This window comes from Paraburkholderia tropica (genome assembly GCF_014171495.1).
In the GTDB taxonomy this organism is placed as follows: domain Bacteria; phylum Pseudomonadota; class Gammaproteobacteria; order Burkholderiales; family Burkholderiaceae; genus Paraburkholderia; species Paraburkholderia tropica.
This window is the reverse complement of record NZ_CP049134.1, coordinates 1067979-1094017: the sequence shown is the minus strand read 5'-3', so window position 1 is coordinate 1094017 and position 26039 is coordinate 1067979. Positions and strand designations below refer to the sequence as shown.

General features: G+C 63.5%; 27 protein-coding genes and 1 tRNA gene. 2 read left to right on the top strand and 26 right to left on the bottom strand.

Translation table 11 applies throughout. The annotated features are described in order from the left end of the window. Window positions 1-43: 43 nt before the first annotated feature. Window positions 44-1303, top strand: a complete 1260-nt coding sequence (locus tag G5S35_RS04945; protein WP_124261158.1) for an acyl-CoA dehydrogenase family protein — start codon at window positions 44-46, stop codon at window positions 1301-1303. Window positions 1304-1372: 69 nt separating this feature from the next. On the opposite strand, the gene G5S35_RS04940 is transcribed toward G5S35_RS04945, so the two are convergent. Then, window positions 1373-1942 (bottom strand): hypothetical protein, encoded by a 570-nt coding sequence (locus G5S35_RS04940; protein WP_074984871.1) that lies wholly within the window; start codon window positions 1940-1942, stop codon window positions 1373-1375. Window positions 1943-2142: 200 nt separating this feature from the next. On the opposite strand from G5S35_RS04940, the gene G5S35_RS04935 reads away from it, so the two are divergent. Beyond that, window positions 2143-2859, top strand: a complete 717-nt coding sequence (locus G5S35_RS04935; protein ID WP_074984828.1) for a glutathione binding-like protein — start codon at window positions 2143-2145, stop codon at window positions 2857-2859. 121 nt (window positions 2860-2980) lie between these two features. Here the strand turns inward: G5S35_RS04935 and G5S35_RS04930 are convergent, their stop codons facing one another. From G5S35_RS04930 to G5S35_RS04810, 25 genes are all read right to left on the bottom strand, one after another. Beyond that, on the bottom strand, window positions 2981-3451 hold the full coding sequence (locus tag G5S35_RS04930) for a MaoC family dehydratase (RefSeq protein ID WP_065064606.1): 471 nt from the start codon (window positions 3449-3451) through the stop codon (window positions 2981-2983). Further along, a complete protein-coding gene (locus G5S35_RS04925) occupies window positions 3448-3921 on the bottom strand; it encodes a MaoC family dehydratase (RefSeq protein WP_065064604.1) in 474 nt (157 codons plus the stop codon). The genes G5S35_RS04930 and G5S35_RS04925 overlap by 4 nt, the downstream gene beginning before the upstream one ends. A gap of 68 nt (window positions 3922-3989) precedes the next feature. Next, on the bottom strand, window positions 3990-5117 hold the full coding sequence (locus tag G5S35_RS04920; protein ID WP_124261157.1) for an acyl-CoA dehydrogenase family protein: 1128 nt from the start codon (window positions 5115-5117) through the stop codon (window positions 3990-3992). A gap of 11 nt (window positions 5118-5128) precedes the next feature. Further along, window positions 5129-6337: an acyl-CoA dehydrogenase family protein gene (locus tag G5S35_RS04915; RefSeq protein ID WP_124261156.1), complete on the bottom strand. Its 1209-nt coding sequence runs from the start codon at window positions 6335-6337 to the stop codon at window positions 5129-5131. 66 nt (window positions 6338-6403) lie between these two features. Continuing rightward, the gene (locus tag G5S35_RS04910; protein WP_074984826.1) at window positions 6404-6856 is read right to left on the bottom strand and encodes a DUF1178 family protein; all 453 of its coding nucleotides are present in this window, start codon (window positions 6854-6856) and stop codon (window positions 6404-6406) included. Between the two features lie 268 nt (window positions 6857-7124). After that, window positions 7125-7718, bottom strand: a complete 594-nt coding sequence (locus G5S35_RS04905) for an NUDIX domain-containing protein (RefSeq protein ID WP_065064597.1) — start codon at window positions 7716-7718, stop codon at window positions 7125-7127. A 92-nt stretch (window positions 7719-7810) separates the two neighbouring features. Next, window positions 7811-8113: a DUF2818 family protein gene (locus tag G5S35_RS04900; protein WP_065064595.1), complete on the bottom strand. Its 303-nt coding sequence runs from the start codon at window positions 8111-8113 to the stop codon at window positions 7811-7813. Continuing rightward, window positions 8113-9585 carry an NADH-quinone oxidoreductase subunit NuoN gene (gene nuoN, locus G5S35_RS04895; protein ID WP_065064593.1) on the bottom strand — a complete coding sequence of 491 codons (1473 nt, stop codon included), beginning with the start codon at window positions 9583-9585 and terminating at the stop codon, window positions 8113-8115. The genes G5S35_RS04900 and nuoN overlap by 1 nt, the downstream gene beginning before the upstream one ends. 24 nt (window positions 9586-9609) lie before the next feature. After that, entirely contained in the window at window positions 9610-11109 is a 1500-nt protein-coding gene (locus tag G5S35_RS04890; protein ID WP_065064591.1) for an NADH-quinone oxidoreductase subunit M, read from the bottom strand. Between the two features lie 13 nt (window positions 11110-11122). Beyond that, window positions 11123-13174: an NADH-quinone oxidoreductase subunit L gene (nuoL, locus tag G5S35_RS04885; RefSeq protein ID WP_074984824.1), complete on the bottom strand. Its 2052-nt coding sequence runs from the start codon at window positions 13172-13174 to the stop codon at window positions 11123-11125. An 11-nt stretch (window positions 13175-13185) separates the two neighbouring features. Then, the gene (gene nuoK, locus G5S35_RS04880) at window positions 13186-13491 is read right to left on the bottom strand and encodes an NADH-quinone oxidoreductase subunit NuoK (protein WP_006052894.1); all 306 of its coding nucleotides are present in this window, start codon (window positions 13489-13491) and stop codon (window positions 13186-13188) included. Between the two features lie 17 nt (window positions 13492-13508). Then, window positions 13509-14213, bottom strand: coding sequence for an NADH-quinone oxidoreductase subunit J (locus G5S35_RS04875; RefSeq protein WP_074984823.1), 705 nt, complete (start codon window positions 14211-14213; stop codon window positions 13509-13511). Between the two features lie 171 nt (window positions 14214-14384). After that, complete coding sequence (gene nuoI, locus G5S35_RS04870; RefSeq protein WP_065064585.1) at window positions 14385-14873, bottom strand: NADH-quinone oxidoreductase subunit NuoI; 489 nt, start codon at window positions 14871-14873, stop codon at window positions 14385-14387. Window positions 14874-14887: 14 nt separating this feature from the next. Beyond that, complete coding sequence (gene nuoH / locus G5S35_RS04865) at window positions 14888-15952, bottom strand: NADH-quinone oxidoreductase subunit NuoH (protein ID WP_065064583.1); 1065 nt, start codon at window positions 15950-15952, stop codon at window positions 14888-14890. After that, window positions 15953-18286 carry an NADH-quinone oxidoreductase subunit NuoG gene (gene nuoG / locus G5S35_RS04860; protein WP_124261155.1) on the bottom strand — a complete coding sequence of 778 codons (2334 nt, stop codon included), beginning with the start codon at window positions 18284-18286 and terminating at the stop codon, window positions 15953-15955. Window positions 18287-18398: 112 nt separating this feature from the next. Then, window positions 18399-19727: an NADH-quinone oxidoreductase subunit NuoF gene (gene nuoF, locus G5S35_RS04855; protein WP_065064579.1), complete on the bottom strand. Its 1329-nt coding sequence runs from the start codon at window positions 19725-19727 to the stop codon at window positions 18399-18401. After that, a complete protein-coding gene (nuoE, locus tag G5S35_RS04850; RefSeq protein WP_065064576.1) occupies window positions 19724-20209 on the bottom strand; it encodes an NADH-quinone oxidoreductase subunit NuoE in 486 nt (161 codons plus the stop codon). Before nuoE ends, nuoF begins: the two co-directional genes overlap by 4 nt. Window positions 20210-20357: 148 nt before the next feature. Beyond that, window positions 20358-21611, bottom strand: a complete 1254-nt coding sequence (locus G5S35_RS04845; protein WP_065064574.1) for an NADH-quinone oxidoreductase subunit D — start codon at window positions 21609-21611, stop codon at window positions 20358-20360. 9 nt (window positions 21612-21620) lie between these two features. Further along, entirely contained in the window at window positions 21621-22226 is a 606-nt protein-coding gene (locus G5S35_RS04840) for an NADH-quinone oxidoreductase subunit C (RefSeq protein ID WP_065064572.1), read from the bottom strand. 22 nt (window positions 22227-22248) lie between these two features. Then, window positions 22249-22728, bottom strand: coding sequence for a NuoB/complex I 20 kDa subunit family protein (locus G5S35_RS04835; protein ID WP_027819582.1), 480 nt, complete (start codon window positions 22726-22728; stop codon window positions 22249-22251). Window positions 22729-22800: 72 nt separating this feature from the next. Then, window positions 22801-23160 (bottom strand): NADH-quinone oxidoreductase subunit A, encoded by a 360-nt coding sequence (locus tag G5S35_RS04830; RefSeq protein ID WP_065064571.1) that lies wholly within the window; start codon window positions 23158-23160, stop codon window positions 22801-22803. Window positions 23161-23323: 163 nt separating this feature from the next. Next, window positions 23324-23408: transfer RNA gene (locus G5S35_RS04825), tRNA-Leu, on the bottom strand. A gap of 111 nt (window positions 23409-23519) precedes the next feature. Then, complete coding sequence (secG, locus tag G5S35_RS04820; RefSeq protein WP_074984820.1) at window positions 23520-23912, bottom strand: preprotein translocase subunit SecG; 393 nt, start codon at window positions 23910-23912, stop codon at window positions 23520-23522. A gap of 107 nt (window positions 23913-24019) precedes the next feature. After that, entirely contained in the window at window positions 24020-24802 is a 783-nt protein-coding gene (gene tpiA / locus G5S35_RS04815; protein WP_065064567.1) for a triose-phosphate isomerase, read from the bottom strand. Between the two features lie 188 nt (window positions 24803-24990). Continuing rightward, complete coding sequence (locus tag G5S35_RS04810) at window positions 24991-25998, bottom strand: NAD(P)H-quinone oxidoreductase (RefSeq protein ID WP_124261154.1); 1008 nt, start codon at window positions 25996-25998, stop codon at window positions 24991-24993. Window positions 25999-26039 lie beyond the last annotated feature (41 nt).

Sequence of the window (26039 nt, the reverse complement as noted above, 5' to 3'; positions counted from 1 at the left end):
ATCGCACTCGAAACGTATTCGGTGCTCTTTAGCGAGGTCCCAGATGAATTTCGATTACACCCCGAAAGTGCAGGCGCTGCGCGAGAAGCTGCTCGCGTTCTTCGACGAACACATCTATCCGAACGAGTCCGTCTATCACGAGGAAGTCGAGCGCAACCGCGCCGCCGGCAACGCGTGGGTGCCCACCGAAATTGTCGAGAAACTCAAGGTCAAGGCGCGCGAAGCCGGACTGTGGAATCTGTTCCTGCCGGAGTCGCATCGCGGCGCGGGCCTGACGAACCTCGAATACGCGCCACTGTGCGAGATCATGGGCCGCGTGATCTGGGCGCCCGAAGTGTTCAATTGCAGCGCGCCCGACACCGGCAACATGGAAACCATCGAGCGCTACGGCACCGAGGAACACAAGCGCCAGTGGCTCGATCCGCTGCTGCAGGGGCAGATTCGCTCGGCCTTCCTGATGACGGAGCCGGAAGTCGCTTCGTCGGATGCGACCAACATCCAGACGCGCATCGAGCGTGACGGCGACGACTACGTGATCAACGGCACGAAGTGGTGGTCGTCGGGTGCGGGCGATCCGCGCTGCGCGGTGTACATCGTGATGGGCAAGACCGATCCCGATGGTCCGCGCCACGCGCAGCAGTCGATGATCCTCGTGCCGTCCGACGCGGCGGGCATCACGGTCAAGCGCCCGCTCACGGTGTTCGGCTACGACGACGCGCCGCACGGCCACATGGAGATCAAGCTGGAAAATGTGCGCGTGCCGGCGTCGAACATCCTGCTCGGCGAAGGGCGCGGCTTCGAGATCGCGCAAGGCCGTCTCGGGCCGGGCCGCATCCATCACTGCATGCGGCTGATCGGACTGGCGGAACGCGCGATCGAATTCATGGCGAAGCGCGCGCTCTCGCGCGTCGCGTTCGGCAAGAGCATCGCGCAGCAGACAGTCACGCAGGAACGTCTCGCCGAAGCGCGCTGCATGATCGAACAGGCGCGCCTGCTCACGCTGAAGACTGCGTACATGATGGACACGGTCGGCAACAAGGGCGCGCGCGGCGAGATCGCGATGATCAAGGTGGTCGCGCCGAGCATGGCCTGCCAGGTACTCGACTGGGCGATTCAGGTGCATGGCGGCGGCGGCGTGAGCGGCGACTTCCCGCTCGCTTACGCGTATGCGCAGGCACGCACGCTGCGTTTCGCCGACGGCCCGGACGAAGTGCACCGCAACGCCATCGCCAAGCTCGAACTCGCGCGTCATCTGGAGCCGGGCGCGGCGTCGCGCGTGGAAATGCCGGTCACGCGCTCGTAATTCCGGCGTAGCACTCAGCGCCGCATCGGGCGGATCGAACACCGCTCGATGCGTGCGCTCAGTCAGATCTCAGTTTGCGCTCGCGCGCTGCGCCGCGAGCGATCTGGCCACCGACGCCAGCGTTCTGCGCCGGATCCAGCCGCTGGCCGCACGGATCGCGAGCCAGTACGGCGTCATCAACATCCGGGTGGACCACGACGGGCAATGCACGAACGTCTCGGTCACGAGCCGCGACGCGCGCTCGCCCTCCTCCACGCGAAACCGCAGCACCAGCTTCGCGATATCGGTGCGCGCTAGCGCGAGAAAAGCTGCCGCATCCGCGACATCGACGAGCCCGAAATCCGGACGCCAGAAGCGCCCCGCCAGCCCGAACGACAACTCGCGCTCACCGCGATCGAGCGGCGTGAACGTACTCAGGCCGAACGGCGCGCGCGCCTCGCCATGCAGGCGCTGCACCAGACGCGTCGGCGCTTCGCGCACGCGCATCAGCGTATCGATGACCCAATCGTCGCGCATGTCGAGCGCCACGAGCGCGTCGAGAATGCGCGCCGGCGACGTCTCGTCCACGGACGCCGCGTGTCGCTCATAGAACTGGTGACTCGGCAAAAAGCGCGTGTGTGCGGCAGCGGATGCAGTCATCGTCGACGTGTGCGCATGCGGGTGCAAAGCGCGAAAGTGGGACACTGCGCAACATGATGCCACCGCCGTGCGCCCGCGCGATCCCACGCTGACATTGAGGTCACTTTGCGGGCTTCTGCGCGGCGCGGCGAACTATGCTAATTTGCGCCAGTTCAGGCGCCGACGCCCATACCGTGGCGCCATCGTCCCAAGGAGCCACGATGATCGACGTCTACAGCTGGGCCACGCCCAACGGCCACAAAGTCCACATCATGCTCGAGGAAACGGGCCTCGAGTACCGCGCGCATCCGATCGATATCGGCGCGGGCGACCAGTTCAAGCCCGAGTTTCTCGAGATCAGCCCCAACAACAAGATTCCGGCGATCGTCGATTCCGGAGGCCCGACGCGCGCCGACGGCAAGCCGTTCTCGCTGTTCGAATCGGGCGCGATTCTGATTTATCTCGCGGCGAAAACCGGCAAGTTCATGCCCGACGATCTCGCCGCGCGCTACGACGTGCTGCAGTGGGTGATGTTCCAGATGGGCGGCCTCGGCCCGATGCTCGGCCAGGCGCACCACTTCCGCATCTACGCGCCCGAGAAGATCGAGTACGCGGTCAACCGCTACACGAACGAAGCGAAGCGTCTCTACAACGTGATGGAAACAAAGCTCGAAAAGAGCGAGTATCTGGCCGGCGACGACTACACGATCGCCGATATCGCCGCGTTCCCGTGGACGCGTTCCTGGCAGAACCAGGGCATCGATCTCGACGCGCTGCCGAACGTGAAGCGCTGGCATGAAACCATCGCCGCGCGACCGGCGGTCAAGCGCGGCGTGGAAGTGCTCGCGAACGCGCGCAAGCCGCTGATGGACGACAAGGCGAAGGAAATGCTGTTCGGCGCGACGCAGTACGCGAAGCACGGCGCGAAGGCGGCGTGATTCGCCCGCAGACTCCGCGCCCGCGCTAAAAGAAAAGCGGCGTCCGGTTTGCACCGGATGCCGCTTTTTTCATGGATCGAGCGCGTGGCGCCCAAAGGCTCAGAAGCTCCTCAAAAGCGCCTCAAAAGTAATGCCGCGTGATGAATTCGGCCACGCAGGCCGGACGCTCGCTGCCTTCGCACTCGATCGTCACGTCCCACACGACCTGCGCGCCGCCGCGTTCGACCTCGCTCACTTCCTTCACGCCGAAGCGCCCGCGCACGCGCGCATCCACCGGCACCGGCGACGTGAAGCGCACGCGGTTCATCCCATAGTTCACGCCCATGCGCTGACGCAGCGAAATCGTCGACTCCAGCAGCACCGGCACGAGCGACAGCGTGAGAAAGCCATGTGCGATCGGACCGCCGAACGGCGACTCGCGGCGCGCGCGCTCGGCGTCGAGGTGAATCCACTGATGATCGCCGGTGGCGTCGGCGAAACCCTGCACGCTCGCCGCGCTCACGGTGCGCCAGCCGCTCACGAACGGCTCGGCGCCCACGCGTGCGCGCAAGGCGTCGAGATCGGCGATTTCGATGACGGATGCTTCGCTCATTTCGCCTCTCCAGAATGACGCGCGCCGGGGTGGCGCAAACCGAACAACGCCTTCGAACTGACCGTCACGACGACTTCGCCGTGCTGATTGCGCCCTTCCCAGCGCGTTTCGACGATACCGCGATCCGGCTTGCTCTCCGACACGCGCTTGCTGACGATGCTGTTGACCATCGTGAGCGTATCGCCGACTCGCACCGGCTTGATCCAGCGGATTTCGTCGATGCCCGGCGAGCCCATCGACGTCGAACCGTCGAGGAAATTGCGCACGAGCATGCCCATCATGACCGAGCAGGTGTGCCAGCCGCTCGCGACGAGGCCGCGGAACATCGACGCCTCGCCGCCCGCCTCGCTCACATGGAACGGCTGCGGATCGTATTGCTGCGCGAACTGCACGATCTCGTCGCGCCCGAACGTGTGCGAGCCGACTTCATACGACTTGCCCACTTCGAGGTCTTCGTAACTCACGCCCATCGCTAACTCTCCGTTTCATGATGCCGCCGACGCTGGCGATGCTAGCGACGCCGGCGTCGGCGCGCGGCTCAGGCGGCCGCTTGTGCGAAGCCCGGCAGCGAGGCGAAGCGTTCGAGGTGGTAATCGACGTCGCCGAGCGTGGTTTCGATAATCGCGAGGCGCTTGAACAGATGCGCCGCCGCGACTTCGTTGGTCACGCCCATGCCGCCATGCAGTTGCACGGCCTGCTGACCGACGTAGCGCGCCGCCTGGCCCACCCGCGCCTTCGCCGCCGAAATCGCGCGACGACGCTCGTCGGGCGACTCGCTACTGTAACGCGCGGCCGCGAGGTAGGTCAGCGAGCGCGCCTGTTCGCCGTGGATCAGCATCTCGGCCATGCGGTGCTGGAGCGCCTGGAAGCGCGCGATCGGCACGCCGAACTGCTGACGCGTTTTCGTGTATTCGACCGTCGCGTGATTGAGCGCGTCGATGGCGCCGACCGCTTCCGCGCACAGCAGGAAGGTGGCGTAATCGGCGATACGCTCCCACGTGGCCGCGCCCGTTTTCGCGTCGCCCAGACGGCGGGCCTGCACGGCGTCGAACCGGATCGTGGCGGCGCGCTGGCCGTCGATCGTGCGGTAGTCGCTGAGCGTCACGCCCTTCGCGTCGCGCGCGACCACGAACAACGCGACTTCGCCCGCAAGGCGCACCGGCACGATCCAGAAGTCCGCTTGCGCACCGTGCTGCACGACCGACTTCGCGCCGCTGAGCGCGAAACCGTTGCCGGTTTCCTTCGCCGTGGTGGCAAGCGAGAACAGGTCGTAGCGCGCTTCCGGTTCGTGGAACGCGGGCGCGAGCTTGACCTCGCCGCTCGCGACGCGTTCGAGCAATTGCGCGTTTTCAGCGTTGTCCGCGCCAGCGAGCTTGAGCGCCTCGACGCCCACGACCGTCGCCCAGTACGGCTCGATCACGAGCGCGCGGCCCAGTTCCTGCATGACCACCAGCATGTCGAACGGCGTGCCGTCGAAACCGCCCTGCGCTTGCGGCACCGGCAACGCCGTGAGGCCGAGTTCGACGAACGCATTCCAGTGATCGGCCGAGACGCCCTCGGGCGTCTTCACGATCGACTGACGCGCTTCGAAGCCGTAGTTCTTGTCGAGATAGCGACGCAGCGCGTCGGCGAGTTGCTGTTGCTCTTCGGTGAAATTGAAGTCCATTGCGCCGCTCCTCAAATCCCCAGGATCATCTGCGAGATGATGTTCTTCTGGATTTCGTTCGACCCGCCGTAAATCGACGTCTTGCGATAGTTGAAGTAGTACGCCGCGAGCGGGGCCGCGTCGTCGTCGCCGCCTGCTGCGTGCGCGTGCTCGCCTTCGAGGAACGCCGGATCGAACGGCGCGGCCAGCGGACCGACCGCCTCGACCATCAACTCGGTGAGCGCCTGCTGGATTTCGGTGCCCTTGATCTTCAGCATCGACGCTTCGGGACCGGGACCGCGACCGTTGCTGGTGCTCGCGATCACGCGCTCGGCGGTGACTTCGAGCGCCATCAGTTCGATTTCGACGGCGGCCACGCGCGCGGCGAACACCGGATCGAGCAGCAGCGGCTTGCCGTTCTTCTTCTGGTTCAGCGCGACGGTCTTGAGGAACGCGAGTTCGCGGTTCGAGGCGCCCACGCGGGCGATGCCCGTGCGCTCGTGGCCGAGCAGATATTTCGCGTAAGTCCAGCCGCGGTTCTCCTCGCCGACGAGATTCTCGACCGGCACCTTCACGTCCTCGAAGAACACTTCGTTGACCTCATGGTCTTCGTCGAGCGTGATGATCGGACGCACGGTAATGCCAGGCGTCTTCATGTCGATCAGCAGGAACGAAATGCCTTCCTGCTTCTTCGCGGCGGGGTCGGTGCGCACGAGGCAGAACATCATGTCGGCGTGCTGGCCGAGCGTGGTCCAGGTCTTCTGGCCATTCACGACGTAATGGTCGCCCGCCGCGTCCTGGACACGAACGGCGCGCGTGCGCAGCGAAGCGAGATCGGAACCGGAACCGGGTTCGGAATAGCCCTGACACCACCAGTCTTCGCCCGAACGGATGCGCGGCAGATAGCGACGCTTCTGCGCTTCGTTGCCGTACTTCATGATGACGGGCGCGACCATCGACACGCCGAACGGCAGCACCGGCGGCGCGCCGATGCGCCCGCATTCCGCGTCCCAGATATGGCGTTGCGCTTCGGTCCAGCCGGGGCCGCCGAATTCGACGGGCCATGCGGGTACGGACCAGCCCTTCTGGCCGAGCAGCGCGTGCCAGCTGGCGATGTCGTCGCGCGAGAGGCGCTTGTGATTCAGGACTTTGTCGCGCATGGCCTGAGGCAAATTGGCCTCGAGCCAGGTGCGGACTTCGGCGCGGAATGCGTCGTCGGTGGGGGAGTAATCGAGATCCATGCGGGTTGTCTCCTGGCCGCGGCTGGTTGGGGACGATCCCCCCAGCCTCGACGAAGACCCGCATGGCTATTGCAGCGGACCCTTCAGCGCGGCCGGCACCGGCAGCGGCATCACATCGATGCCTTCTTCGACGAGAGCTTGCGCATCCTCCACGGAAGCGACTCCGCGAATGTTGCGCGACGGCGCTTCGTTGTAGTGAATGCGCCGCGCCTCCTCGACGAAACGGTCGCCTACGTTCTCCGTCTTCTCCAGGACCTCGCGCATCACGCGCATCACCTGCGCCTGCCACTGCGCCGCCTGCTCAGCGTGTTCGCCCTGAGCGCGGGGCGGCGTGTCGGACGCTGCGCGCGCGCCCGACAAATTCAGCCGGGGCGCGGACGGCAGGCGCGTGACTTCGTTCGCGCCGCACATCGGACATTCGACCAGCTTGCGCTCGCGCTGCGACTCGAAGTCGTCTGCGGAAGCGAACCAGCCTTCAAACCGATGGCCGTCTGGGCACTGTAGATCGAGGACCTTCATGGGGAATCAAGGCTTGCGTTGAAGTGTAGCGTAAATCGAAAATTTGTGAACGACCGTTCGTAAATTTTTGGGGTGGGGTATTCACTGCCCTGCCCGCTTCGGTTGTGGCATCGATGCGCCGGGAATGCCGGTGATGGATTGTAGCGCCGCCCGATTTTGCGCGCTGATGCAGCCGGGCCGACAACCGCGCGCCAGAATGCACACGGCGGCCTCGCGGGCCGCCGTGTTTGCTGTACACCTCATGCGTGGGTGCCGCGCGGATTCGGGATCAGCCCTGCTCCGCCTTGCCGAGCGGCCACTCGCCCGACAGCGCCTTTTCGAGCCAGAACGTGCCGATCACCGTCTTCACGTCGGTGATCTTGCCGTCACGCACCCATTCGAGCAGTTCGGGCAGCGTGGCCGTGAAGGTTTCGAGGAATTCGCCTTCGTCGAGCTTCGACTCGCCCGCCGTGAGGCCACGCGCGAGATAGATGTCGATGAACTCGGTCGAGTACGAAATGACCGGGTGAATCTTCGTCAGATAAATGTATTCGCGCGCCGTGTAGCCGGTCTCTTCCTTCAATTCGCGGATCGCGCATGCGAGCGCGCCTTCCTGCGGATCGAGCTTGCCTGCCGGAAACTCGGTCATCACGCGCGACAGCGGATAGCGATACTGGCGCTCCATCAGCACGCGCCCGTCGTCGAACAGCGGAATCACCATGACCGCGCCGGGATGCTGCACGTATTCGCGCGTGGCGTGCTTGCCGTCCGGCAGCGCGACCGTATCGCATTTGAGCGTGAGAAATTTGCCCGCGTGGAGCGTCGTGCTTTCGACGCACGTCTCGGCGAGCGCCGGGTCGTGTTTCTGATCTTCAGCAGCCATGTTGAAACCTCGGAAAGACGCGTGATCGGGAAGGCGCGGGAAAGCCGCGAGAAACTGACAACGCGCGCCTCGTGCGGGACGAGGCGCGCGCATCACGCCTGACGGCGTTTGACGAGATATTGCCAGGCGAAGCCGGGAAACGCGAACACGACAAAAAGACTGAACGTGATGGCGTAGAACTGCCAGCCCTGGTCAAAGCGGTTACCGGCGCGCGCTTCCAGCAGGAAGCCGAACGCACCGACCACGAAATACAGCACGATCAGTTCGGCGATGCGGATCCACGCGCTCTTCTTCTGCGCGCGCACCGGCACCAGGCCGAACAACCGTTGATTGAAGAACGGCAGGTTGGCGCCTGCAAGCGCCAACAACACAATAAACCAGCCAGCAGACGACATTACAGCGGCAGCGTATGCGAAACGGCTTGCAGGCAGACGGACATCAGCGGACCCGGGATGATACCCAGTGCCAGCACGGCCACGCCGTTGAGCGTGAGCAGCGCGCGATTGCAGCTATGGCTTTCGATCGGCGTGGTGTCGGTCGGCGCGTCGAAGTACATCAGCTTGACGATACGCAGGTAGTAGAACGCACCGAACAGCGACGTCACGACGGCGAGGATCGCGAGCCACGTGAGGCCGGCGTTCATCGTCGCTTCGAGCACGGCGAGCTTCGCATAGAAGCCGACCGTCGGCGGAATGCCGGCGAGCGAGAACATCATGACCATCATGACCGCCGCGAACATCGGGCTGCGGTGATTCAGGCCCTTGAAGTCGTCGAGCGTTTCGGCTTCGAAGTCGCGACGCGACAGCAGCATCACGATACCGAACGCGCCGAGCGTGGTGATCAGGTAGACGATGCTGTAGAACATGGCCGAGCTGTATGCGCTGGCCGCGCCCGTCGCCTTGTTGTCGACGATGCCGGCGAGCAGGCCGAGCAGCACGAAGCCCATGTTCGAGATGGCCGAGTACGCGAGCATGCGCTTGACGTTGCGCTGGACGATACCCGTGATGTTGCCGACGATCATCGACAGCGCCGCCAGGATGATCAGCATTTGCTGCCAGTCCACGGCCAGCGGCAGCAGACCCATGACCAGGAAACGCACCGCCCAGGCGAACGCCGCGACCTTCGGGCCGCCGCCGGTCAGCAGCGACATGGCCGTGGGCGCGCCTTGATAGACGTCGGGCACCCACATGTGGAACGGCACCGCGCCCATCTTGAACGCCACGCCCGCCACGATGAACACCACGCCGAACAGCAGCACGATGTCGTTGATGTGGCCTGACGCAACCGCCTTGAACACTTCGCCGAGTTCGAGCGAACCGGTCGCGCCGTACAGCATCGAGATGCCGTAGAGCAGGAAGCCCGATGCGAGCGCGCCCAGCACGTAGTACTTCATGGCCGCTTCGTTCGACTGCGTCGCGTCACGGCGCAGCGCGATAACCGCGTACAGCGACAGCGACATCAGCTCGAGGCCGAGGTACAGCGTGAGGAAGTTGTTGCCCGAGATCATCACGAGCTGGCCGAGCAGCGAGAACATGCCAAGCAGGAAGAACTCGCCCCGGAACATGTCGCGGTCTTCGAGATACTTGCGCGAATAGACAATCGACACGGCGTAGCCGAGCGTGACGACCGCCTTCATGGCACTGGCGAACGCATCCACCACGTACATGCGCGTGAAGTAGTAGTACACGTGCGGGTCGAACGCGTTCACCGCAAACCAGATACCGGCGATGACCGTGGTCAGCAGCGCGATAAAGTAGGTCGTGCGCCGGCCCGAAGGACCGGAGAACGTGTCGTTGAGCCACGCGACGATGAGGCCGGTCATCACCAGCGCGTCGGGTAGCAGAGCGTTCATAGGGGCGTTTGGCATGATCTTTTGTTCCTCCGCTCGGTATTACTGTGACAGCGGCAGTTTCGACACTGCGACGTGGGAGAGGAGGTTTTCCACGGAGACGTGCATCACATCGGTAAAGGGCTTCGGGTAGATGCCCATGAAAAGCGTGAACAGCGCGAGCACCGCAAGAATGAAGTATTCGCGACCGTTGATGTCCTTCAGCTCGCGAACATGATCGTTCGAGATGGCGCCGAAGTACACCCGCTTGTACATCCACAACGTATAGGCCGCGCCCAGGATCAGCGTGAACGCCGCCCCGAATGCGATCCAGAAGTTGAACTTCACAGCCGCCAGAATCACCATGAATTCGCCGACGAACCCGGAGGTGCCCGGCAGGCCGCAGTTGGCCATGGCGAACAGCATGGCCAGCGCCGCGAACTTCGGCATCGTGTTGACGACGCCGCCGTAATCGGCGATCTGACGCGTATGCATGCGGTCGTACAGCACCCCGATGCACAGGAACATGGCGCCCGAGACGAAGCCGTGCGAGATCATCTGGATGATCGCGCCTTCAATCGCAAGCTGGCTCGACGGGCCGAACATAAAGAAGCCGAGCGTGACGAAGCCCATGTGGGCGATCGACGAATACGCGACCAGCTTCTTCATATCCGCCTGCACCATCGCCACGAGACCGATGTAGATGACAGCGATCAGCGAGAGCGTGATGATGACCGGCGCCAGGTAATGACTCGCGTCCGGCGTGACCGGCAACGAGAAACGCAGGAAACCGTATGCACCGAGCTTCAGCATGATGGCGGCCAGCACCACCGAGCCGCCCGTGGGCGCCTCGACGTGCGCGTCCGGCAGCCACGTGTGGACCGGCCACATCGGCACCTTCACGGCGAACGCGAAGAAGAACGCGATGAACAGCAGAATCTGCGGCGTCATGGCGAGCTTGGCGTCCTGCCAGGTGGCGAGGTCGAACGTGTGCGTCACACGGTACATGTACAGCAACGCGACCAGCATCAGCAGCGAGCCGGCCAGCGTGTACAGAAAAAACTTGAAGGCCGCATACACGCGATTCGGGCCGCCCCAGATACCGATGATGATGTACATCGGGATCAGCGTGGCTTCGAAGAACACGTAGAACAGCAGACCGTCAGCCGCGCAGAACACGCCGATCATCAGACCCGACAGGACAAGGAAGGCGGCGAAATACTGCGCGACGTCTTCCTTGATGACCTGCCAGCCCGCGATCACGACGATCACGGTAATGAGCGCCGTCAGCACCACGAACCACATCGCGATGCCGTCGACGCCCAGGTGATAGGCGATGTTGAACCGGTCGATCCAGACCGCCTTCTCCTCGAACTGCAGCGCAGCCGTGGTGGTGTCGAAGCCCGAAACGAGCGGAAGCGTGACGAGGAAACTAAGCACTGAACCGATAAGCGCGAGCCAGCGGGCTCGGCCCGGGTTCCGGTCGGAACCCACTACTAGAACGACGACGCCGAATAAAATCGGCATCCAGATCGCAATACTGAGAATCGGAGTTGCGTGCATGCGTTTCCTCGCCTTATTTGCCGCTGAGCGTTACAAACAGGGTAAGGAGGCCAAGCATGCCAATGATCATGGCAAATGCGTAGTGGTAGATATAGCCGGATTGCAGGAATCGAATAACAGTCGCAAACCAGCCGATAAACTTGGCGCTCCCATTTACGACGCCGTCGATCACGACGACATCGCCCTCCTTCCACAGACCGCGACCGATTGCGACCGCTCCGCGAGCGAAGACGATTTCGTTGATCTTGTCGAGGTAATACGCGTTAGCCAGCAGCTTGTAGACCGGTGCGAACGTACGTTGCACGACGGCCGGCAGATCCGGGCGCTTCATGTAGAAGAACCACGCCACCACCACACCCGCCAGCGCGAGCCAAACCGGCAGACCCGAGAACGCATGCGCGCCCATCGCGGCCCAGCCCTGGAATTCCGAAGCCATTTCCGTGAGTGCTTCGTGGTTCTGACCGATGAAGATCACCTTGTCGAACGCCACGCCGTTCTGGAAGAACGAGCCGAACAGCAGCGGCTGGATCGCGTACGCACCGGCGATCACCGACGGAATCGCGAGCAGCACCAGCGGCACCCAGATCACCCACGGCGACTCGTGCGGCACATGCACGTGATGCTCGTCGTGACCATGATCGCCGTGACCGTGGCCTTGCGCCGCCTCGATCGCCATCGGCGATTCCGGATGCTTCGGACCGCGGAAACGCTCCGGACCGTGGAACACGAGGAAGTACATGCGGAACGAGTACAGCGCGGTCACGAACACGCTCGCCACGACCGCGAAGTACGCGAAGCCCGAACCCGGCAGGTGCGAGAGCTTCACGGCGTCGATGATCGAGTCCTTCGAATAGAAGCCCGAGAAGAACGGCGTGCCGATCAGCGCGAGCGAACCGACCAGCGAGGTGATCCACGTGATGGGCATGTACTTGCGCAGGCCGCCCATGTTGCGCATGTCCTGGTCGTGGTGCATGCCGATGATGACCGAACCCGCGCCGAGGAACAGCAGCGCCTTGAAGAACGCGTGGGTCATCAGGTGGAAGATCGCGACCGGATACGCCGACACGCCGAGCGCGACCGTCATGTAGCCGAGCTGCGAGAGCGTCGAGTAAGCAACCACGCGTTTGATGTCGTTCTGCACGACGCCGAGGAAGCCCATGAACAGCGCGGTGATTGCACCGATCACGACGATGAACGACAGCGCCGCTTCGGAAAGTTCGAACAGCGGCGACATGCGCGCGACCATGAAGATACCGGCCGTGACCATCGTTGCCGCGTGGATCAGTGCGGAGATCGGCGTCGGGCCTTCCATCGAGTCGGGCAGCCAGACGTGCAGCGGGAACTGCGCCGACTTACCCATCGCGCCGATGAACAGGCAGATACACGCGACCGTGAGCAGATTCCACGAGGTGCCCGGGAACGTCAGCGCCGCGATTTCGTGGCCCTTCGCGAACACGTCGTTGTAGTTCAGCGAGCCGCCGTAGGCGAGCAGCAGACCAATGCCCAGCAGGAAGCCGAAGTCGCCCACGCGGTTCACGAGGAACGCCTTCATGTTCGCGTAGATGGCGCTTTCACGCTTGAAGTAGAAGCCGATCAGCAGGTACGAGACGAGGCCCACCGCTTCCCAGCCGAAGAACAGCTGCAGGAAGTTGTTGCTCATCACGAGCATCAGCATCGAGAAGGTGAACAGCGCGATGTACGAGAAGAAGCGCTGGTAGCCCTCTTCCTCGGCCATGTAGCCGATCGTGTAGATGTGCACCATCAGCGACACGAAAGTCACGACGATCATCATGAGCGCCGTCAACGAGTCGATCAGGAAGCCGACCTCGAACTTCAGGCCGCCGACCGACATCCATTCGTACACCGTGGCGTTGAAGCTCGCGCCGTTCAGCACGTCCAGGAACGTGATGCACGAGAGCACGAACGCGATCGCCACGCCGAGAATGGTCACCGTATGCGCGCCCGCGCGCCCGACCGTCTTGCCGAACAGACCGGCAATGAGGGAACCGGCGAGAGGCGCAAGCGGAATCGCCAGCAATAAGGATTCGTTGAGTGTTGTTGCCATAGCAGCCTGCCTTAGCCTTTGAGCTGATCGAGGTCCTCGACGTTGATCGTGTCGAGGCTGCGGAACAGAGTCACAAGAATAGCCAGACCAATCGCGGCTTCCGCGGCCGCAACAGTTAGCACGAAGAACACGAAAATCTGTCCGTGAACGTCACCGAGGTAATGCGAGAACGCGACGAAGTTCGTGTTCACCGCCAACAGCATCAGCTCAATCGCCATCAGGATGATGATGACGTTGCGCCGATTAAGAAAGATTCCGACGATCGAGATCGCGAAGAGGATCGCGCCAAGCACGAGGTAATGGGCCAGAGTCAACATGTTTCGCTCCTTCGCGCTTAGCTCTTCGTTGCCGGTGCGGCCGGGGCAGCGGGCGCCGCGCCGGCGGCAGGCGCCGCAGCTGCCGCGTCTTCCGGCGCCGGTTCCGGCTCCGGCACTTCCACGACGGCCTGCATCTTCACGAGACGCACGCGGTCTTCGCGACGCACGGCCACCTGCTTCGAGACGTTCTGGCGCTTGCTGTCCTTCGGCTCGCGCACGGTCAGGCTGATCGCGGCGACGATCGCCACCAGCAGCACGAGGCCCGCGACTTCGAACGCGAAGATGTAATCGGTGTAGATGATCTTGCCGATCAGATGCGTGTTCGACAACGACGCCGCAGCGGCCGCCGAGGTATCCGGCACCGGTGCGCTCGTCGCGCCGTAGCCATGCCACAGGATCAGCGCGGTTTCGACCACGATGATCGCGCCGACGATGGTCGCCACCGGGATGAAGCGCTTGAAGTCGCGGCTCAGCACGTCGATGTTGATGTCCAGCATCATCACCACGAACAGGAACAGCACCATCACCGCGCCCACGTAGACGAGCACCAGCAGGATTGCGAGGAATTCGGCCTCGAGCAGCATCCAGACCGCCGCCGCGTTGAAGAACGCGAGCACGAGAAAGAGCGCCGACGAGACGGGATTGCGCGAGGTGATCACCTTCAGCCCTGATAGCGTGAGCAGCAGCGCGAAGATGTAAAACAGGACGGTCGTGAATTCCATGATTACTGGTTCATCGTTGAGGCCATCGTGAGGCGGATTGCGCGGCGCGGACTGGCGGCCAGACCAGAGTGCGCCGCGGCGGCGGTCAGACTGCGGCGCGCGGCGTTTTGCGGCACGCGCGTTCCCCGCAGCCGGCCCGAACCGCGGGCCGATGCAGCGTCAAGCTTAAGATCAACGGTACGGTGCATCTGCTGCCTTGTTCGCCGCGATCTGCGCTTCGTAGCGGTCGCCGACGGCCAGCAGCATGTCCTTCGTGAAATACAGATCGCCGCGCTTCTCGCCGTGATACTCGAGAATGTGCGTTTCGACGATCGAGTCGACCGGGCAGCTCTCTTCGCAGAAACCGCAGAAGATGCACTTGGTCAGGTCGATGTCGTAGCGCGTCGTGCGGCGCGTATTGTCCTCGCGCACTTCCGATTCGATTGTGATCGCCATCGCGGGGCACACGGCCTCGCACAGCTTGCACGCGATGCAGCGCTCTTCGCCATTTTCATAGCGACGCAGCGCGTGCAGGCCACGGAAACGCGGCGACATCGGGGTCTTCTCTTCCGGGAACTGCACGGTGACCTTGCGCTTGAACGTATAACGGCCCGTCAGCGCCAGACCTTTGAGCAGCTCGGTCAGGAAGAACGTCTTGAAGAAGTTTTGAATCGCGTTCATGTTTCGTTCGCCCCTTATTTCCAGATGCTCAGCGGCGACATATACCAGAAGCCGACCACGATCAGCCACACCACGCAGACCGGAATGAAGACCTTCCAGCCCAGACGCATGATCTGGTCATAGCGGTAACGCGGGAACGTGGCGCGCGCCCAGATGAACACCGACAGCAGGCAGAAGACCTTCAGCACGAGCCAGAACACGCCCGGGATGAAGTCGAGGAACCCGAACGGCGCGCTCCAGCCGCCGAGGAACAGCACCGAAGCCAGCGCCGAGATCACGATCATGTTGATGTACTCGGCGAGGAAGAACAGCGCGAAGCCCATCCCCGAGTAGTCGACCATGTGACCCGCGACGATTTCCGACTCCCCTTCCACCACGTCGAACGGGTGGCGGTTCGTTTCGGCGATGCCCGAGATGAAGTAGACGACGAACATCGGCAGCAGCGGCAGCCAGTTCCACGAGAGGAACGTGATGCCCCAGCTCGCGAACATGCCGCGCATCTGACCCTGGACGATGTCCGAGAGGTTCAGGCTGCCCGACACCATCAGCACCACGACGAGCGCGAAGCCCATCGCGATTTCGTACGACACCATCTGCGCCGCGGCGCGCATCGCGCCGAGGAACGCGTACTTCGAGTTCGAGGCCCAGCCCGCGAGAATCACGCCGTAGACGCCGATCGACGAGATCGCCATCACGTAGAGCAGACCCGCGTTGATGTTGCCGAGCACCGCGCCCGCCTGGAACGGAATCACCGCCCAGACCGCGAAGGCCGGCACCACCACCATGATCGGCGCGATCATGTAGACCCAGCGGCTCGCCTGCGCGGGCTGAATGACTTCCTTGAGCAGCAGCTTCAGCACGTCGGCGATCGGCTGCAGCAGGCCGCCGGGACCGACGCGGTTCGGGCCGAGACGCACGTGCATCCAGCCGATCAGCTTGCGCTCCCAGAGGATCAGGTACGCCACGCACAGCAGGATCACCACCGCGACGACGAGAATGCGCACCAGCGCCCAGACCGTGGGCCAGGCCACGCCGAGCAGCTGGCTGCCGCCTGCATTGATCGTATCGAACAAGCTCATTTACGCCTTCTCCACCAGCAGTTCACCGAACAGGCTGCCGAGCTGCGCGCCGGCCGGCGTGGCCGCCGACACGCGCACCGTCGTCGGCGCAAGATTCGCATCGCGCGTTGCCGGCGCGGTCACCGACAGTTCGCCCTGGCGCACGCGCACGGCGTCGCCTTCCTTCAGGCCGAGCTGATCGAACAGCGCTGCCGGCAGACCGACCGTGTTCGCCACGCGGGCCGCCATCGTGAGTTGCAGGGCTTCGCCACGGCGCACGATCGGGTCGGCGCTGTAGATGGGCACGTCGGCGACGCGCTCGAAGCGCCCTTCCGCCGCCTTGGCGACGCTGCCGCGCGCAACCTGCGCCACGGCCTTGTTCGACAGACGCGTGTCGAAGCTGCCGTCGCCGAGCGCTTTGCGGCGCACTTCGTCGGCCGTTTCGTATTCGAAGCCGGGCAGCTTCATGAGCGTACCCAGCACGCGCAGGACCTTCCAGGCCGGACGCGTGTCGCCGAGCGGGCGCACCACGCCGTTGAAGGTCTGCACCGTGCCTTCGGCGTTCACGAACGTACCCGAGGTTTCCGTGAACGGCGCGATCGGCAGCAGCACGTCCGCGTAGTCGAGACCCGTCTTGTACGGCGAGAACACGGCGACCATTTCGGCCTGCGCGAGCGCGGCGCGCGCGGCGGCGGGGTTGGCCGTGTCGAATTCCGGCTCGACGTTGAACAGCAGATAGCCCTTGCGCGGCTGCTCGAACGCTTCGCGTGCGTTCAGGCCGTCGCGGCCCGGCAGTGCGCCCACGAGGTGCGCGCCGACCGTGTTAGCCGCTTCCGTGAGGAAGCCGAGCGTCGCGCCCGTGTGTTCGGCGATGAACTGCGCGGCTGCGTGCAGCAGCGCAAAATCGGGATGCTGCACGACGGCGTTGCCAATCAGCACGAAGCGGCGTTCGCCCGTCGAGAGCGAAGCGGCAACCTGCTTCGCCGCGTCGTTCGACTGCGTGCCCGCGAAGGCTTCCGGCAGCGCCACGCCCTTCGCTTCCGACACCGCGGCCGCGATCGTGGCGAGTTCGTCGAGCCATGCCGACGGCGCGGCGACGATGCGTTGCGCGTTCGGGATCAGCGAGCCGTCGCCCGTTGCGTTGAGCAGCGTGATCTGCGCGCCGCCCTTGGCAGCCTGACGCAGACGCGCGGCGAACAGCGCGTGGTCGCGGCGCAGGAACGAGCCGATCACGAGCGCCGAGTCGGCGAGCGAGAGTTCGGCGATCTTCGTGCCGAGCCACGGCGCGCCCGAAAGCGGCGCCGAGAAGTCGCTCTGACGCAGACGGAAGTCGACGTTCGGCGTGCCGATCGCGTCGGCCAGCTGCTTGACCAGATAGAGTTCTTCAGCCGTGCTGTGCGGGCTCGCGAGCATGGCGAGATGGCTCTCGCCGTGTTCGTCGCTGATGCCCTTGATGCCCTTCACCACGTAGTCGAGCGCGGTCTGCCAGTCGGTTTCCACCCACTCGCCGCCTTGCTTGATCATGGGGTGCGTGAGGCGATCTTCGCTGTTCAGACCTTCGTACGCGAAACGGTCCTTGTCCGAGATCCAGCATTCGTTGATGGCTTCGTTCTCGAACGGCAGCACGCGCATCACGCGGTTGTTCTTGACCTGCACGACGAGGTTCGCGCCCGTGCCGTCGTGCGGACTCACCGACTTGCGGCGCGACAGTTCCCACGTACGCGCCGAGAAGCGGAACGGCTTGCTCGTGAGCGCGCCCACCGGGCACAGATCGATCATGTTGCCCGACAGTTCCGAGTCGACGGTCTTGCCGAGGAACGTGCTGATTTCCGAATGCTGGCCGCGGCCGAGCATGCCGAGTTCCATCACGCCGGCGATCTCGTCGCCGAAGCGCACGCAGCGCGTGCAGTGAATGCAGCGCGACATCTCTTCCATCGAGATGAGCGGGCCCACGTTCTTGTGGAACACCACGCGCTTTTCTTCGCTGTAACGCGATGCCGATTTGCCGTAGCCCACCGCCAGATCCTGCAGCTGGCATTCGCCGCCCTGATCGCAGATCGGGCAGTCGAGCGGGTGGTTGATCAGCAGGAATTCCATCACGGCTTGCTGACCCTGCACGGCCTTGTCGGACGTCGTGCGCACGATCATGCCTTGCGACACCGGCGTGGCGCACGCAGGCACGGCCTTCGGCATCTTCTCGACATCGACGAGACACATCCGGCAGTTGGCCGCGATCGACAGCTTCTTGTGATAGCAGAAGTGCGGGATGTACGTGTCCACCCGCTGCGCGGCCTGGATCACCATGCTGCCCTCGGGCACCTGCACCTTCTTGCCGTCTATTTCAAGTTCAACCATGATGGTTAATCGTCCCTAACCTGTTACCGCTCAATTTCACAGCGGTCTACCCCGTTGCGTCGAGCCACGCGGCCCGCGCACAACGCGCTAACGCTTACGTCTGCCCGTACCCTCAGGCGGCCACCGATTCCGAGGCCGCGTGCGAGCCGGCATGTCCGCCGACGAGACAGCGCTTGTTGTGCACGTGATATTCGAATTCGTCCCAGTAATGCTTGAGCATGCCGCGCACCGGCATGGCCGCTGCGTCGCCCAGCGCGCAGATCGTGCGGCCCATGATGTTGCCCGCGACCGAGTTCAGCAGATCCAGGTCTTCCTGACGGCCGAGGCCGTGCTCGATGCGGTTCACCACGCGGTACAGCCAGCCCGTGCCTTCGCGGCACGGCGTGCACTGGCCGCACGACTCTTCGTAGTAGAAGTACGAGAGACGCAGCAGCGAGCGCACCATGCAGCGCGTTTCGTCCATGACGATGACCGCGCCGGAGCCGAGCATCGAGCCCTGCTTGGCGATCGAGTCGTAGTCCATGTCGGTCTGCATCATCAGGTCGCCCGGAATGACCGGCGCCGACGAGCCGCCCGGAATCACGGCCTTCAGTTTCTTGCCGCCACGCACGCCGCCGGCGAGTTCCATGAGCGTCGCGAACGGCGTGCCGAGCGGAATCTCATAGTTGCCCGGACGCTCGACGTCGCCCGAGATCGAGAAGATCTTGGTGCCGCCGTTGTTCGGCTTGCCCAGTTCCATGTAGGTCTGCGGACCGACGGTCAGCAGGAAGGGCACCGCCGCGAACGTTTCGGTGTTGTTGATCGTGGTCGGCTTGCCGTACACGCCGAAGCTCGCCGGGAACGGCGGCTTGAAGCGCGGCTGGCCTTTCTTGCCTTCGAGCGATTCGAGCAGCGCCGTTTCCTCGCCGCAGACATACGCGCCGTAACCGTGGTGCGCGTGCAGCTGGAACGTGAAGTCGGTGCCCAGAATGTTGTCGCCGAGGTAGCCCGCCTGGCGCGCTTCTTCCAGCGCGGCCTCGAAGCGGCGATAGACCTCGAAGATCTCACCGTGGATGTAGTTGTAGCCGACCGTGATGCCCATCGCGTACGCGCCGATCGCCATGCCTTCGATCACGGCATGCGGATTCCAGCGCAGGATGTCGCGGTCCTTGAACGTGCCCGGCTCGCCTTCGTCCGAGTTGCAGACGAGGTACTTCTGCCCCGGGAACTGACGCGGCATGAAGCTCCACTTCAGACCGGTCGGGAAGCCCGCGCCGCCGCGGCCGCGCAGACCGCCTGCCTTGACGTCGGCGATCACCTGCTCGGGCGGAATTTTCTCTTCGAGAATACGGCGCAGCTGCTTGTAGCCGCCGCGCGCGACGTAGTCCTCGAGATGCCAGTTCTCGCCGTTGAGGCCCGCGAGAATCAGCGGTTTGATGTGACGGTCGTGCAACGAAGTCATTTCGAAAGCTCCTCGAGCAGCTGGTCGATTTTCTCGCGGCTCATGAAGCTGCACATGCGGTGGTTGTTCACAAGCATCACCGGTGCGTCGCCGCACGCGCCCATGCACTCACCTTCTTTCAAGGTGAACTTGCCGTCGGACGTGGTTTCGCCGAAGTCGATACCGAGCTTCTGCTTCAGGTAGTCGGCGGCGCTCTCCGAGCCGCCATCGGGGCCGAGCTGGCACGGCAGATTCGTGCAGAGCGTGATCTTGTGCTTGCCGACGGGCTTCGTCTCGAACATCGTGTAGAACGTGGCGACTTCCTCGACGGCCACCGGCGGCATGCCGATGTAGTCGGCCACGAACTGCATGAGTTCGGGGGACAGCCAGCCATGCTCTTCCTGAGCAACGGCCAAAGCCGCCATCACGGCGGACTGTCGCTGATCGGCGGGGTACTTCGACAACGCGCGATCGATTTCTTTCAGGCCTTCAGCTGAGATCATTTTCTGTCACGGCTCGTTAATTCATTTCACACCAGACACAACCCTGCCGCGCGTGTAGCGCACTGCTCGCTGCGACAGACGTGGTATTCCCGGTATTCTCGCGCGGCGCGCCTCCTCTTGCTTCGGGGGCGCACCGGCTGTTGCTGCCTTAGCGGTCGATTTCGCCGAACACGATGTCCTGCGTGCCGATGATCGTGACCGCGTCGGCAATCATGTGACCGCGCGCCATCTCGTCCAGCGCGGCCAGGTGGGCGTAACCCGGGGCGCGGATCTTCAGACGATACGGCTTGTTCGCGCCATCCGACACCAGGTAGATGCCGAATTCACCCTTCGGATGTTCCACTGCTGCGTAGGCTTCGCCTTCGGGCACGTGGAAGCCTTCCGTGAAGAGCTTGAAGTGGTGAATCAGCTCTTCCATGTTCGACTTCATGTTCACGCGCGACGGGGGCGCAACCTTGTGATTGTCGACCATCACGGGACCCGGATTCTTGCGCAACCACTCAATGCACTGTTTCGCGATGCGGGTCGATTGACGCATCTCCTCCACACGGACGAGATAGCGGTCGTAACAGTCGCCGTTCACGCCGACCGGAATGTCGAAATCGAGCTGGTCGTAGACTTCGTACGGCTGCTTCTTGCGCAGATCCCACTCGATGCCCGAACCCCGCAGCATCGCGCCCGACAGACCAAGCTGCATCGCACGCTCGGGGCTCACCACGCCGATGCCCACGAGACGCTGCTTCCAGATGCGGTTGTCGGTGAGCAGCGTTTCGTACTCGTCGACACAACCCGGGAAGCGCGTGAAGAAGTCGTCGATGAAATCGAGCAGCGAGCCCTGGCGCGCCTCGTTCATCTTGGCGAGCGCCTTCTCGTTGTGGATTTTCGACGCCTTGTATTGCGGCATTGCGTCGGGCAGATCGCGATAGACGCCGCCCGGACGGTAGTAGGCCGCGTGCATGCGCGCGCCCGACACCGCCTCGTAGACGTCCATCAGGTCTTCCCGCTCGCGGAACGCGTAGAGGAACACCGCCATCGCGCCCACGTCGAGACCGTGCGAGCCGATCCACATCAGGTGGTTCAGCACGCGCGTGATTTCGTCGAACAGCACGCGGATGTATTTGGCGCGGATCGGCACTTCGATGCCGAGCAGCTTTTCGATGGCCATCACGTAGCCGTGCTCGTTGACCATCATCGACACGTAGTCGAGACGGTCCATGTACGGCACGGACTGCAGGAAGGTCTTGCTTTCGGCGAGCTTCTCGGTCGCGCGGTGCAGCAGACCGATGTGCGGATCGGCGCGCTGGATCACTTCGCCGTCGAGCTCGAGCACGAGGCGCAGCACACCGTGCGCTGCCGGATGCTGCGGGCCGAAGTTGAGCGTGTAGTTCTTGATCTCTGACATGCGACCCTCTTAGTGTTTCCTCAGACCGCCGTAACGATCCTCGCGGATCACGCGCGGCGTGATTTCGCGCGGCTCGATGGTGACCGGCTGGTAGACCACGCGCTTCTGCTCCGGGTCGTAACGCATTTCGACGTAGCCGGAGACGGGGAAGTCCTTGCGGAACGGATGGCCGATGAAACCGTAGTCGGTCAGGATGCGGCGCAGGTCGGGGTGGCCTTCGAAGACGATGCCGAACAGGTCGAACGCTTCACGTTCGTACCAGTTGGCCGAACTCCAGATTTCGACGAGCGAAGGCACGATGGGCACGTCGTCGTCCGGCGCGTAGACGCGCAGACGCAGACGCCAGTTGTTCGTGACGGAGAGCAGATGCGACACAGCCGCGAAGCGCGGGCCTTCCCAGGCGCCGTCGCCATAGGTTTGGTAGTCGACGCCGCACAGGTCCATCAACTGCTCGAAGCGGAGCGACGCATTGTCGCGGAGTTCCTGCGCTACGTTCAGGTAATCTACCGCCTTTATGACCAAGGTCAACTCACCGAGCTTTTCAGTGAGAGTGACGATGCGCGCACCAAGGGCCGCTTCGAGGTTCGCTTTCAGGGTCTCGAGTTTGCTTGCCATATTGTGGGGAGGCGCTTGGCCTTTATTGACGGGCGATGGTGCTGGTGCGGCGAATCTTCGCCTGCAACTGGATCACCCCGTAGACCAGAGCTTCCGCGGTGGGCGGGCAGCCTGGCACATAGACATCGACCGGCACGATGCGGTCACAACCGCGCACGACCGAATACGAATAATGATAGTAGCCGCCGCCGTTGGCGCACGACCCCATCGAGATCACCCAGCGCGGTTCGGCCATCTGGTCGTAGACCTTGCGCAGCGCGGGCGCCATCTTGTTGCAGAGCGTGCCGGCCACGATCATGACGTCGGACTGCCGCGGGCTCGGACGGAACACCACGCCGAAGCGGTCGAGGTCGTAGCGGGCCGCGCCCGCGTGCATCATCTCGACCGCGCAACACGCAAGCCCGAACGTCATCGGCCACAGGGAGCCGGTGCGCGTCCAGTTGATCAGCTTGTCAGCCGTGGTGGTGACAAACCCTTCCTTCAAGACCCCTTCGATACTCATGTGCTTTCCACTCCAGCGGACGGCCTGCAGTTGTCCCTACAGTGCCGCCCATGCTAACCGGCGATTAACCCCTCATTCCCAGTCGAGACCACCTTTCTTCCAGATGTAGGCAAAGCCCAGCAGGAATTCGAGCAGAAACACCATCATCGACAGAAAGCCCGGCCAGCCGATATCGCGCAGGGCTACGCCCCACGGAAACAGGAATGCCGTTTCGAGATCGAAGATGATGAAGAGAATGGCCACGAGGTAATACCGTACATCGAACTTCATGCGCGCGTCTTCGAACGCTTCGAAGCCGCACTCGTACGGAGAATTCTTTTCGCTGTCGGGCCGGTTGGGACCGAGGATCTTGCCGATTGATACCAGCGCTACGCCCAGACCAAGACCTACGAGAAGGAACAACAGGACGGGGTAATAGGTAGCGAGGTTCAAGGCTATCCTCTATCGGTTGGTTCTGAGGTTCCGCAGGAACACATCATGTCGCACTGCGGGAATCACTTTACGTACTTCGCGCTGCGAACGAAACAAACACGACGTATAAAGCAAAAATGCCAGCCGAAGCTGAAGCAAGCGGCTGGCATTTTGTAGATACATTTGGTGCCGACGGCGAGACTCGAACTCGCACAGCTTTCGCCACTACCCCCTCAAGATAGCGTGTCTACCAATTTCACCACGTCGGCACTGCATGCAATCCGGGACAACAATTTATTGAAACCCGCGAATCGCTTCAAGACTTAAATTCTAACTTGTTCCTGACGTTTGTTCAATGCACAAAAACAAGTTTTTTGAATTTATTTCGGTACGTCGTTGCCGCTGCTCGATGCTGCCGAAGCCGCCGCCGGAGCGCTTGCGACAGGCGCTGCGGTAAGGCTTGCAGCGACCGGAGCCGAGGCCACGACCGGGGCAGGAGCCGAAGCACCCAACACACCCGCCGAAGGCTTCGCATGATACGACCCCAAGTAGGTTAGCGCAAGCGTCGACAGGAAAAAAACTGTTGCGAGAACTGCAGTAGTCCGCGACAGGAAGTTGGCCGAACCGCTCGCGCCGAACAGGCTGCCCGACGCGCCGCTGCCGAATGCCGCACCCATGTCCGCGCCCTTGCCATGCTGCAGCAAAACGAGGCCGATCACCCCGAGCGCCGACAGAAGCTGAACGACGATAATCAACGTTTTCAAATACAGCATCACACTCACCTGAGTCCTTGTTGAGCGCCTGCCTCCCCTGAGACACGCGCATATGCTGCCCGCGCCCGGCGCCCGCTAGAGCGCCGCACACCGGCCTGGCTTCACCTTCAGCCCGCGACGCTCGCGCCCGCCGCAGCGGCCGCGCAGATCGCGAGAAAATCCTGCGCCTTCAGCGCTGCGCCGCCGATCAGGCCGCCGTCGATGTCGGCCTGACGGAACAGCTCCGCCGCGTTGTCCGGCTTCACGCTGCCGCCGTAGAGCAGCGGCACGTCGGCCACTTGCGCGCCCTTCGCCGCGAGCTTCGCGCGCAGGAACGCGTGCACCTGCTGCGCCTGCTCCGAGCTTGCGCTCTTGCCCGTGCCAATGGCCCAGACCGGCTCGTACGCGACGACGATGCGCGCCGCCTCTTCCACCGACAACACCGCCAGCACCGCATCGAGCTGCGCGCCGACGACCTGCTCGGTCGCACCGCTCTCGCGCTGTTCCAGCGTTTCGCCCACGCAGACGATCGGCGTGATGCCGACCGCCAGCGCGCGCTGCGTCTTGACCGCGACGAGCTCCGAGCTTTCGCCGTGATAAGCGCGACGCTCCGAGTGACCAACGATCGCGAAACCCGCCTCGAAGTCGGCGATCATGCCGGCCGCGACTTCGCCCGTGTAGGCGCCCTGTTCGTGCGCCGACACATCCTGCGCGCCCCACACGACCCGGCTGCCGCCGAGCAACGCCTGAGCCTGCGCAAGATAAGGGAACGGCACGCACACGCCGACGCGCACGTCGGCGGCCAACGCCTGCGCGCCTTGCGCGACGCCTTCGAGCAGTGCCGCATTGGCCGCCAGGCGGCCATGCATCTTCCAGTTACCGACTACGAGCTTCGATCGTTGATTCGTCATTGTTTCGGTTGCTGTTAAAAGCGGACGCAAAACACACTATTTTACTGTGCGTAATCCGGACGGGTCAAACCGGCAGACACCCGATCGGCGAAAAAACGCGCCGAAAAAGCCTCGAAAAATCAAGCTCGAACCTGTTTGCGCGCCTTGATGACGCCGGTTCCCGCCACATTCGAGGTCCGTTTGGCGGATCAGGACCAGTCGAGCACGATTTTGCCGATGTGCTCGCTGCTCTCCATGAGCGCATGGGCTTCGGCGGCCTGCGCGGCCGGAAACACCTTGAACACGACCGGCTTGATGCGACCCTCTTCAATCAGCGGCCACACATTCGCCTTCAGTTCCTGCGCGATCTGCGCCTTGAAATCGACCGAGCGCGCGCGCAACGTGGAGCCCGTGACCGTCAGACGGCGGCGCAGGATCTCGCCCATGTTGAGTTCGGACTTCGAGCCGCCGAGCGTCGCGATCAGCACGATACGGCCGCCGGTCGCGAGCGCCGACAGTTCGCGCGGCACGTAGCCGCCCGCCACCATGTCGAGAATCACGTCCACGCCGCGATCGTGCGTGAGCGACTTCACGACCTCGACGAAATCCTCGGTGCGATAGTTGATCGCCCGTTCCGCGCCGAGCGCCTCGCAGGCGCGGCACTTCTCGTCCGAGCCCGCGGTCGCGAACACGCGGAAACCGAGCGCGTGCGCGATCTGGATCGCCGTCACGCCGATGCCGCTCGAGCCGCCCTGCACCATCAGCGTTTCGTTCTCGCCACCCTCGCCTTTGCCGAGCTGCGCGCGCTGAAACACGTTGCTCCACACCGTGAAGAACGTTTCGGGCAGCGACGCCGCCTCGACGTCCGTCAGACCTTGCGGCACCGGCAGACACTGGCCGAGCGGCGCAACCACGTATTCGGCGTAACCGCCGCCCGCGATCAGCGCGCACACGCGGTCGCCGATCTTCAGGCCGAACGGATTGTACTTCTCGTCGAGCGTGCCGCCGACGATCTCGCCCGCCACTTCGAGGCCAGGCAGATCCGAAATACCCGGCGGCGGCGCATAGGACCCCTTGCGCTGAAACACGTCCGGACGATTCACGCCCGACGCGCTCACCTTGATCAGCACTTCGCCGGCCTTCGGCTCGGGGGTCGGGCGCTCGGTCAGCTTGAGCACGTCCGGCGTACCGAATTCGGTTATTTCAACGGCCTTCATCTCAGGTCTCCCAAGGGCTGCGCGCCCCGCGCATGAATGAT

Excerpts from the sequence above, each read along its gene's own strand:
- G5S35_RS04900 (WP_065064595.1), bottom strand. The coding sequence starts at position 8,113 with ATGTCGTCTGCTGGCTGGTTTATTGTGTTGTTGGCGCTTGCAGGCGCC.
- nuoL (WP_074984824.1), bottom strand. The coding sequence starts at position 13,174 with ATGGCAACAACACTCAACGAATCCTTATTGCTGGCGATTCCGCTTGCG.
- G5S35_RS04945 (WP_124261158.1), top strand. The coding sequence starts at position 44 with ATGAATTTCGATTACACCCCGAAAGTGCAGGCGCTGCGCGAGAAGCTG.
- G5S35_RS04915 (WP_124261156.1), bottom strand. The coding sequence starts at position 6,337 with ATGGATCTCGATTACTCCCCCACCGACGACGCATTCCGCGCCGAAGTC.
- G5S35_RS04840 (WP_065064572.1), bottom strand. The coding sequence starts at position 22,226 with ATGGCAAGCAAACTCGAGACCCTGAAAGCGAACCTCGAAGCGGCCCTT.
- nuoH (WP_065064583.1), bottom strand. The coding sequence starts at position 15,952 with ATGAGCTTGTTCGATACGATCAATGCAGGCGGCAGCCAGCTGCTCGGC.
- nuoF (WP_065064579.1), bottom strand. The coding sequence starts at position 19,727 with ATGACTTCGTTGCACGACCGTCACATCAAACCGCTGATTCTCGCGGGC.
- nuoK (WP_006052894.1), bottom strand. The coding sequence starts at position 13,491 with ATGTTGACTCTGGCCCATTACCTCGTGCTTGGCGCGATCCTCTTCGCG.
- G5S35_RS04835 (WP_027819582.1), bottom strand. The coding sequence starts at position 22,728 with ATGAGTATCGAAGGGGTCTTGAAGGAAGGGTTTGTCACCACCACGGCT.
- secG (WP_074984820.1), bottom strand. The coding sequence starts at position 23,912 with ATGCTGTATTTGAAAACGTTGATTATCGTCGTTCAGCTTCTGTCGGCG.
- tpiA (WP_065064567.1), bottom strand. The coding sequence starts at position 24,802 with ATGACGAATCAACGATCGAAGCTCGTAGTCGGTAACTGGAAGATGCAT.
- G5S35_RS04925 (WP_065064604.1), bottom strand. The coding sequence starts at position 3,921 with ATGGGCGTGAGTTACGAAGACCTCGAAGTGGGCAAGTCGTATGAAGTC.
- G5S35_RS04935 (WP_074984828.1), top strand. The coding sequence starts at position 2,143 with ATGATCGACGTCTACAGCTGGGCCACGCCCAACGGCCACAAAGTCCAC.
- nuoI (WP_065064585.1), bottom strand. The coding sequence starts at position 14,873 with ATGAACGCGATTCAAAACTTCTTCAAGACGTTCTTCCTGACCGAGCTG.
- G5S35_RS04930 (WP_065064606.1), bottom strand. The coding sequence starts at position 3,451 with ATGAGCGAAGCATCCGTCATCGAAATCGCCGATCTCGACGCCTTGCGC.
- G5S35_RS04920 (WP_124261157.1), bottom strand. The coding sequence starts at position 5,117 with ATGGACTTCAATTTCACCGAAGAGCAACAGCAACTCGCCGACGCGCTG.
- nuoN (WP_065064593.1), bottom strand. The coding sequence starts at position 9,585 with ATGCCAAACGCCCCTATGAACGCTCTGCTACCCGACGCGCTGGTGATG.
- G5S35_RS04890 (WP_065064591.1), bottom strand. The coding sequence starts at position 11,109 with ATGCACGCAACTCCGATTCTCAGTATTGCGATCTGGATGCCGATTTTA.
- G5S35_RS04910 (WP_074984826.1), bottom strand. The coding sequence starts at position 6,856 with ATGAAGGTCCTCGATCTACAGTGCCCAGACGGCCATCGGTTTGAAGGC.
- nuoE (WP_065064576.1), bottom strand. The coding sequence starts at position 20,209 with ATGATCTCAGCTGAAGGCCTGAAAGAAATCGATCGCGCGTTGTCGAAG.
- G5S35_RS04810 (WP_124261154.1), bottom strand. The coding sequence starts at position 25,998 with ATGAAGGCCGTTGAAATAACCGAATTCGGTACGCCGGACGTGCTCAAG.
- G5S35_RS04875 (WP_074984823.1), bottom strand. The coding sequence starts at position 14,213 with ATGGAATTCACGACCGTCCTGTTTTACATCTTCGCGCTGCTGCTCACG.
- G5S35_RS04905 (WP_065064597.1), bottom strand. The coding sequence starts at position 7,718 with ATGGCTGCTGAAGATCAGAAACACGACCCGGCGCTCGCCGAGACGTGC.
- G5S35_RS04940 (WP_074984871.1), bottom strand. The coding sequence starts at position 1,942 with ATGACTGCATCCGCTGCCGCACACACGCGCTTTTTGCCGAGTCACCAG.
- G5S35_RS04845 (WP_065064574.1), bottom strand. The coding sequence starts at position 21,611 with ATGTCAGAGATCAAGAACTACACGCTCAACTTCGGCCCGCAGCATCCG.
- nuoG (WP_124261155.1), bottom strand. The coding sequence starts at position 18,286 with ATGGTTGAACTTGAAATAGACGGCAAGAAGGTGCAGGTGCCCGAGGGC.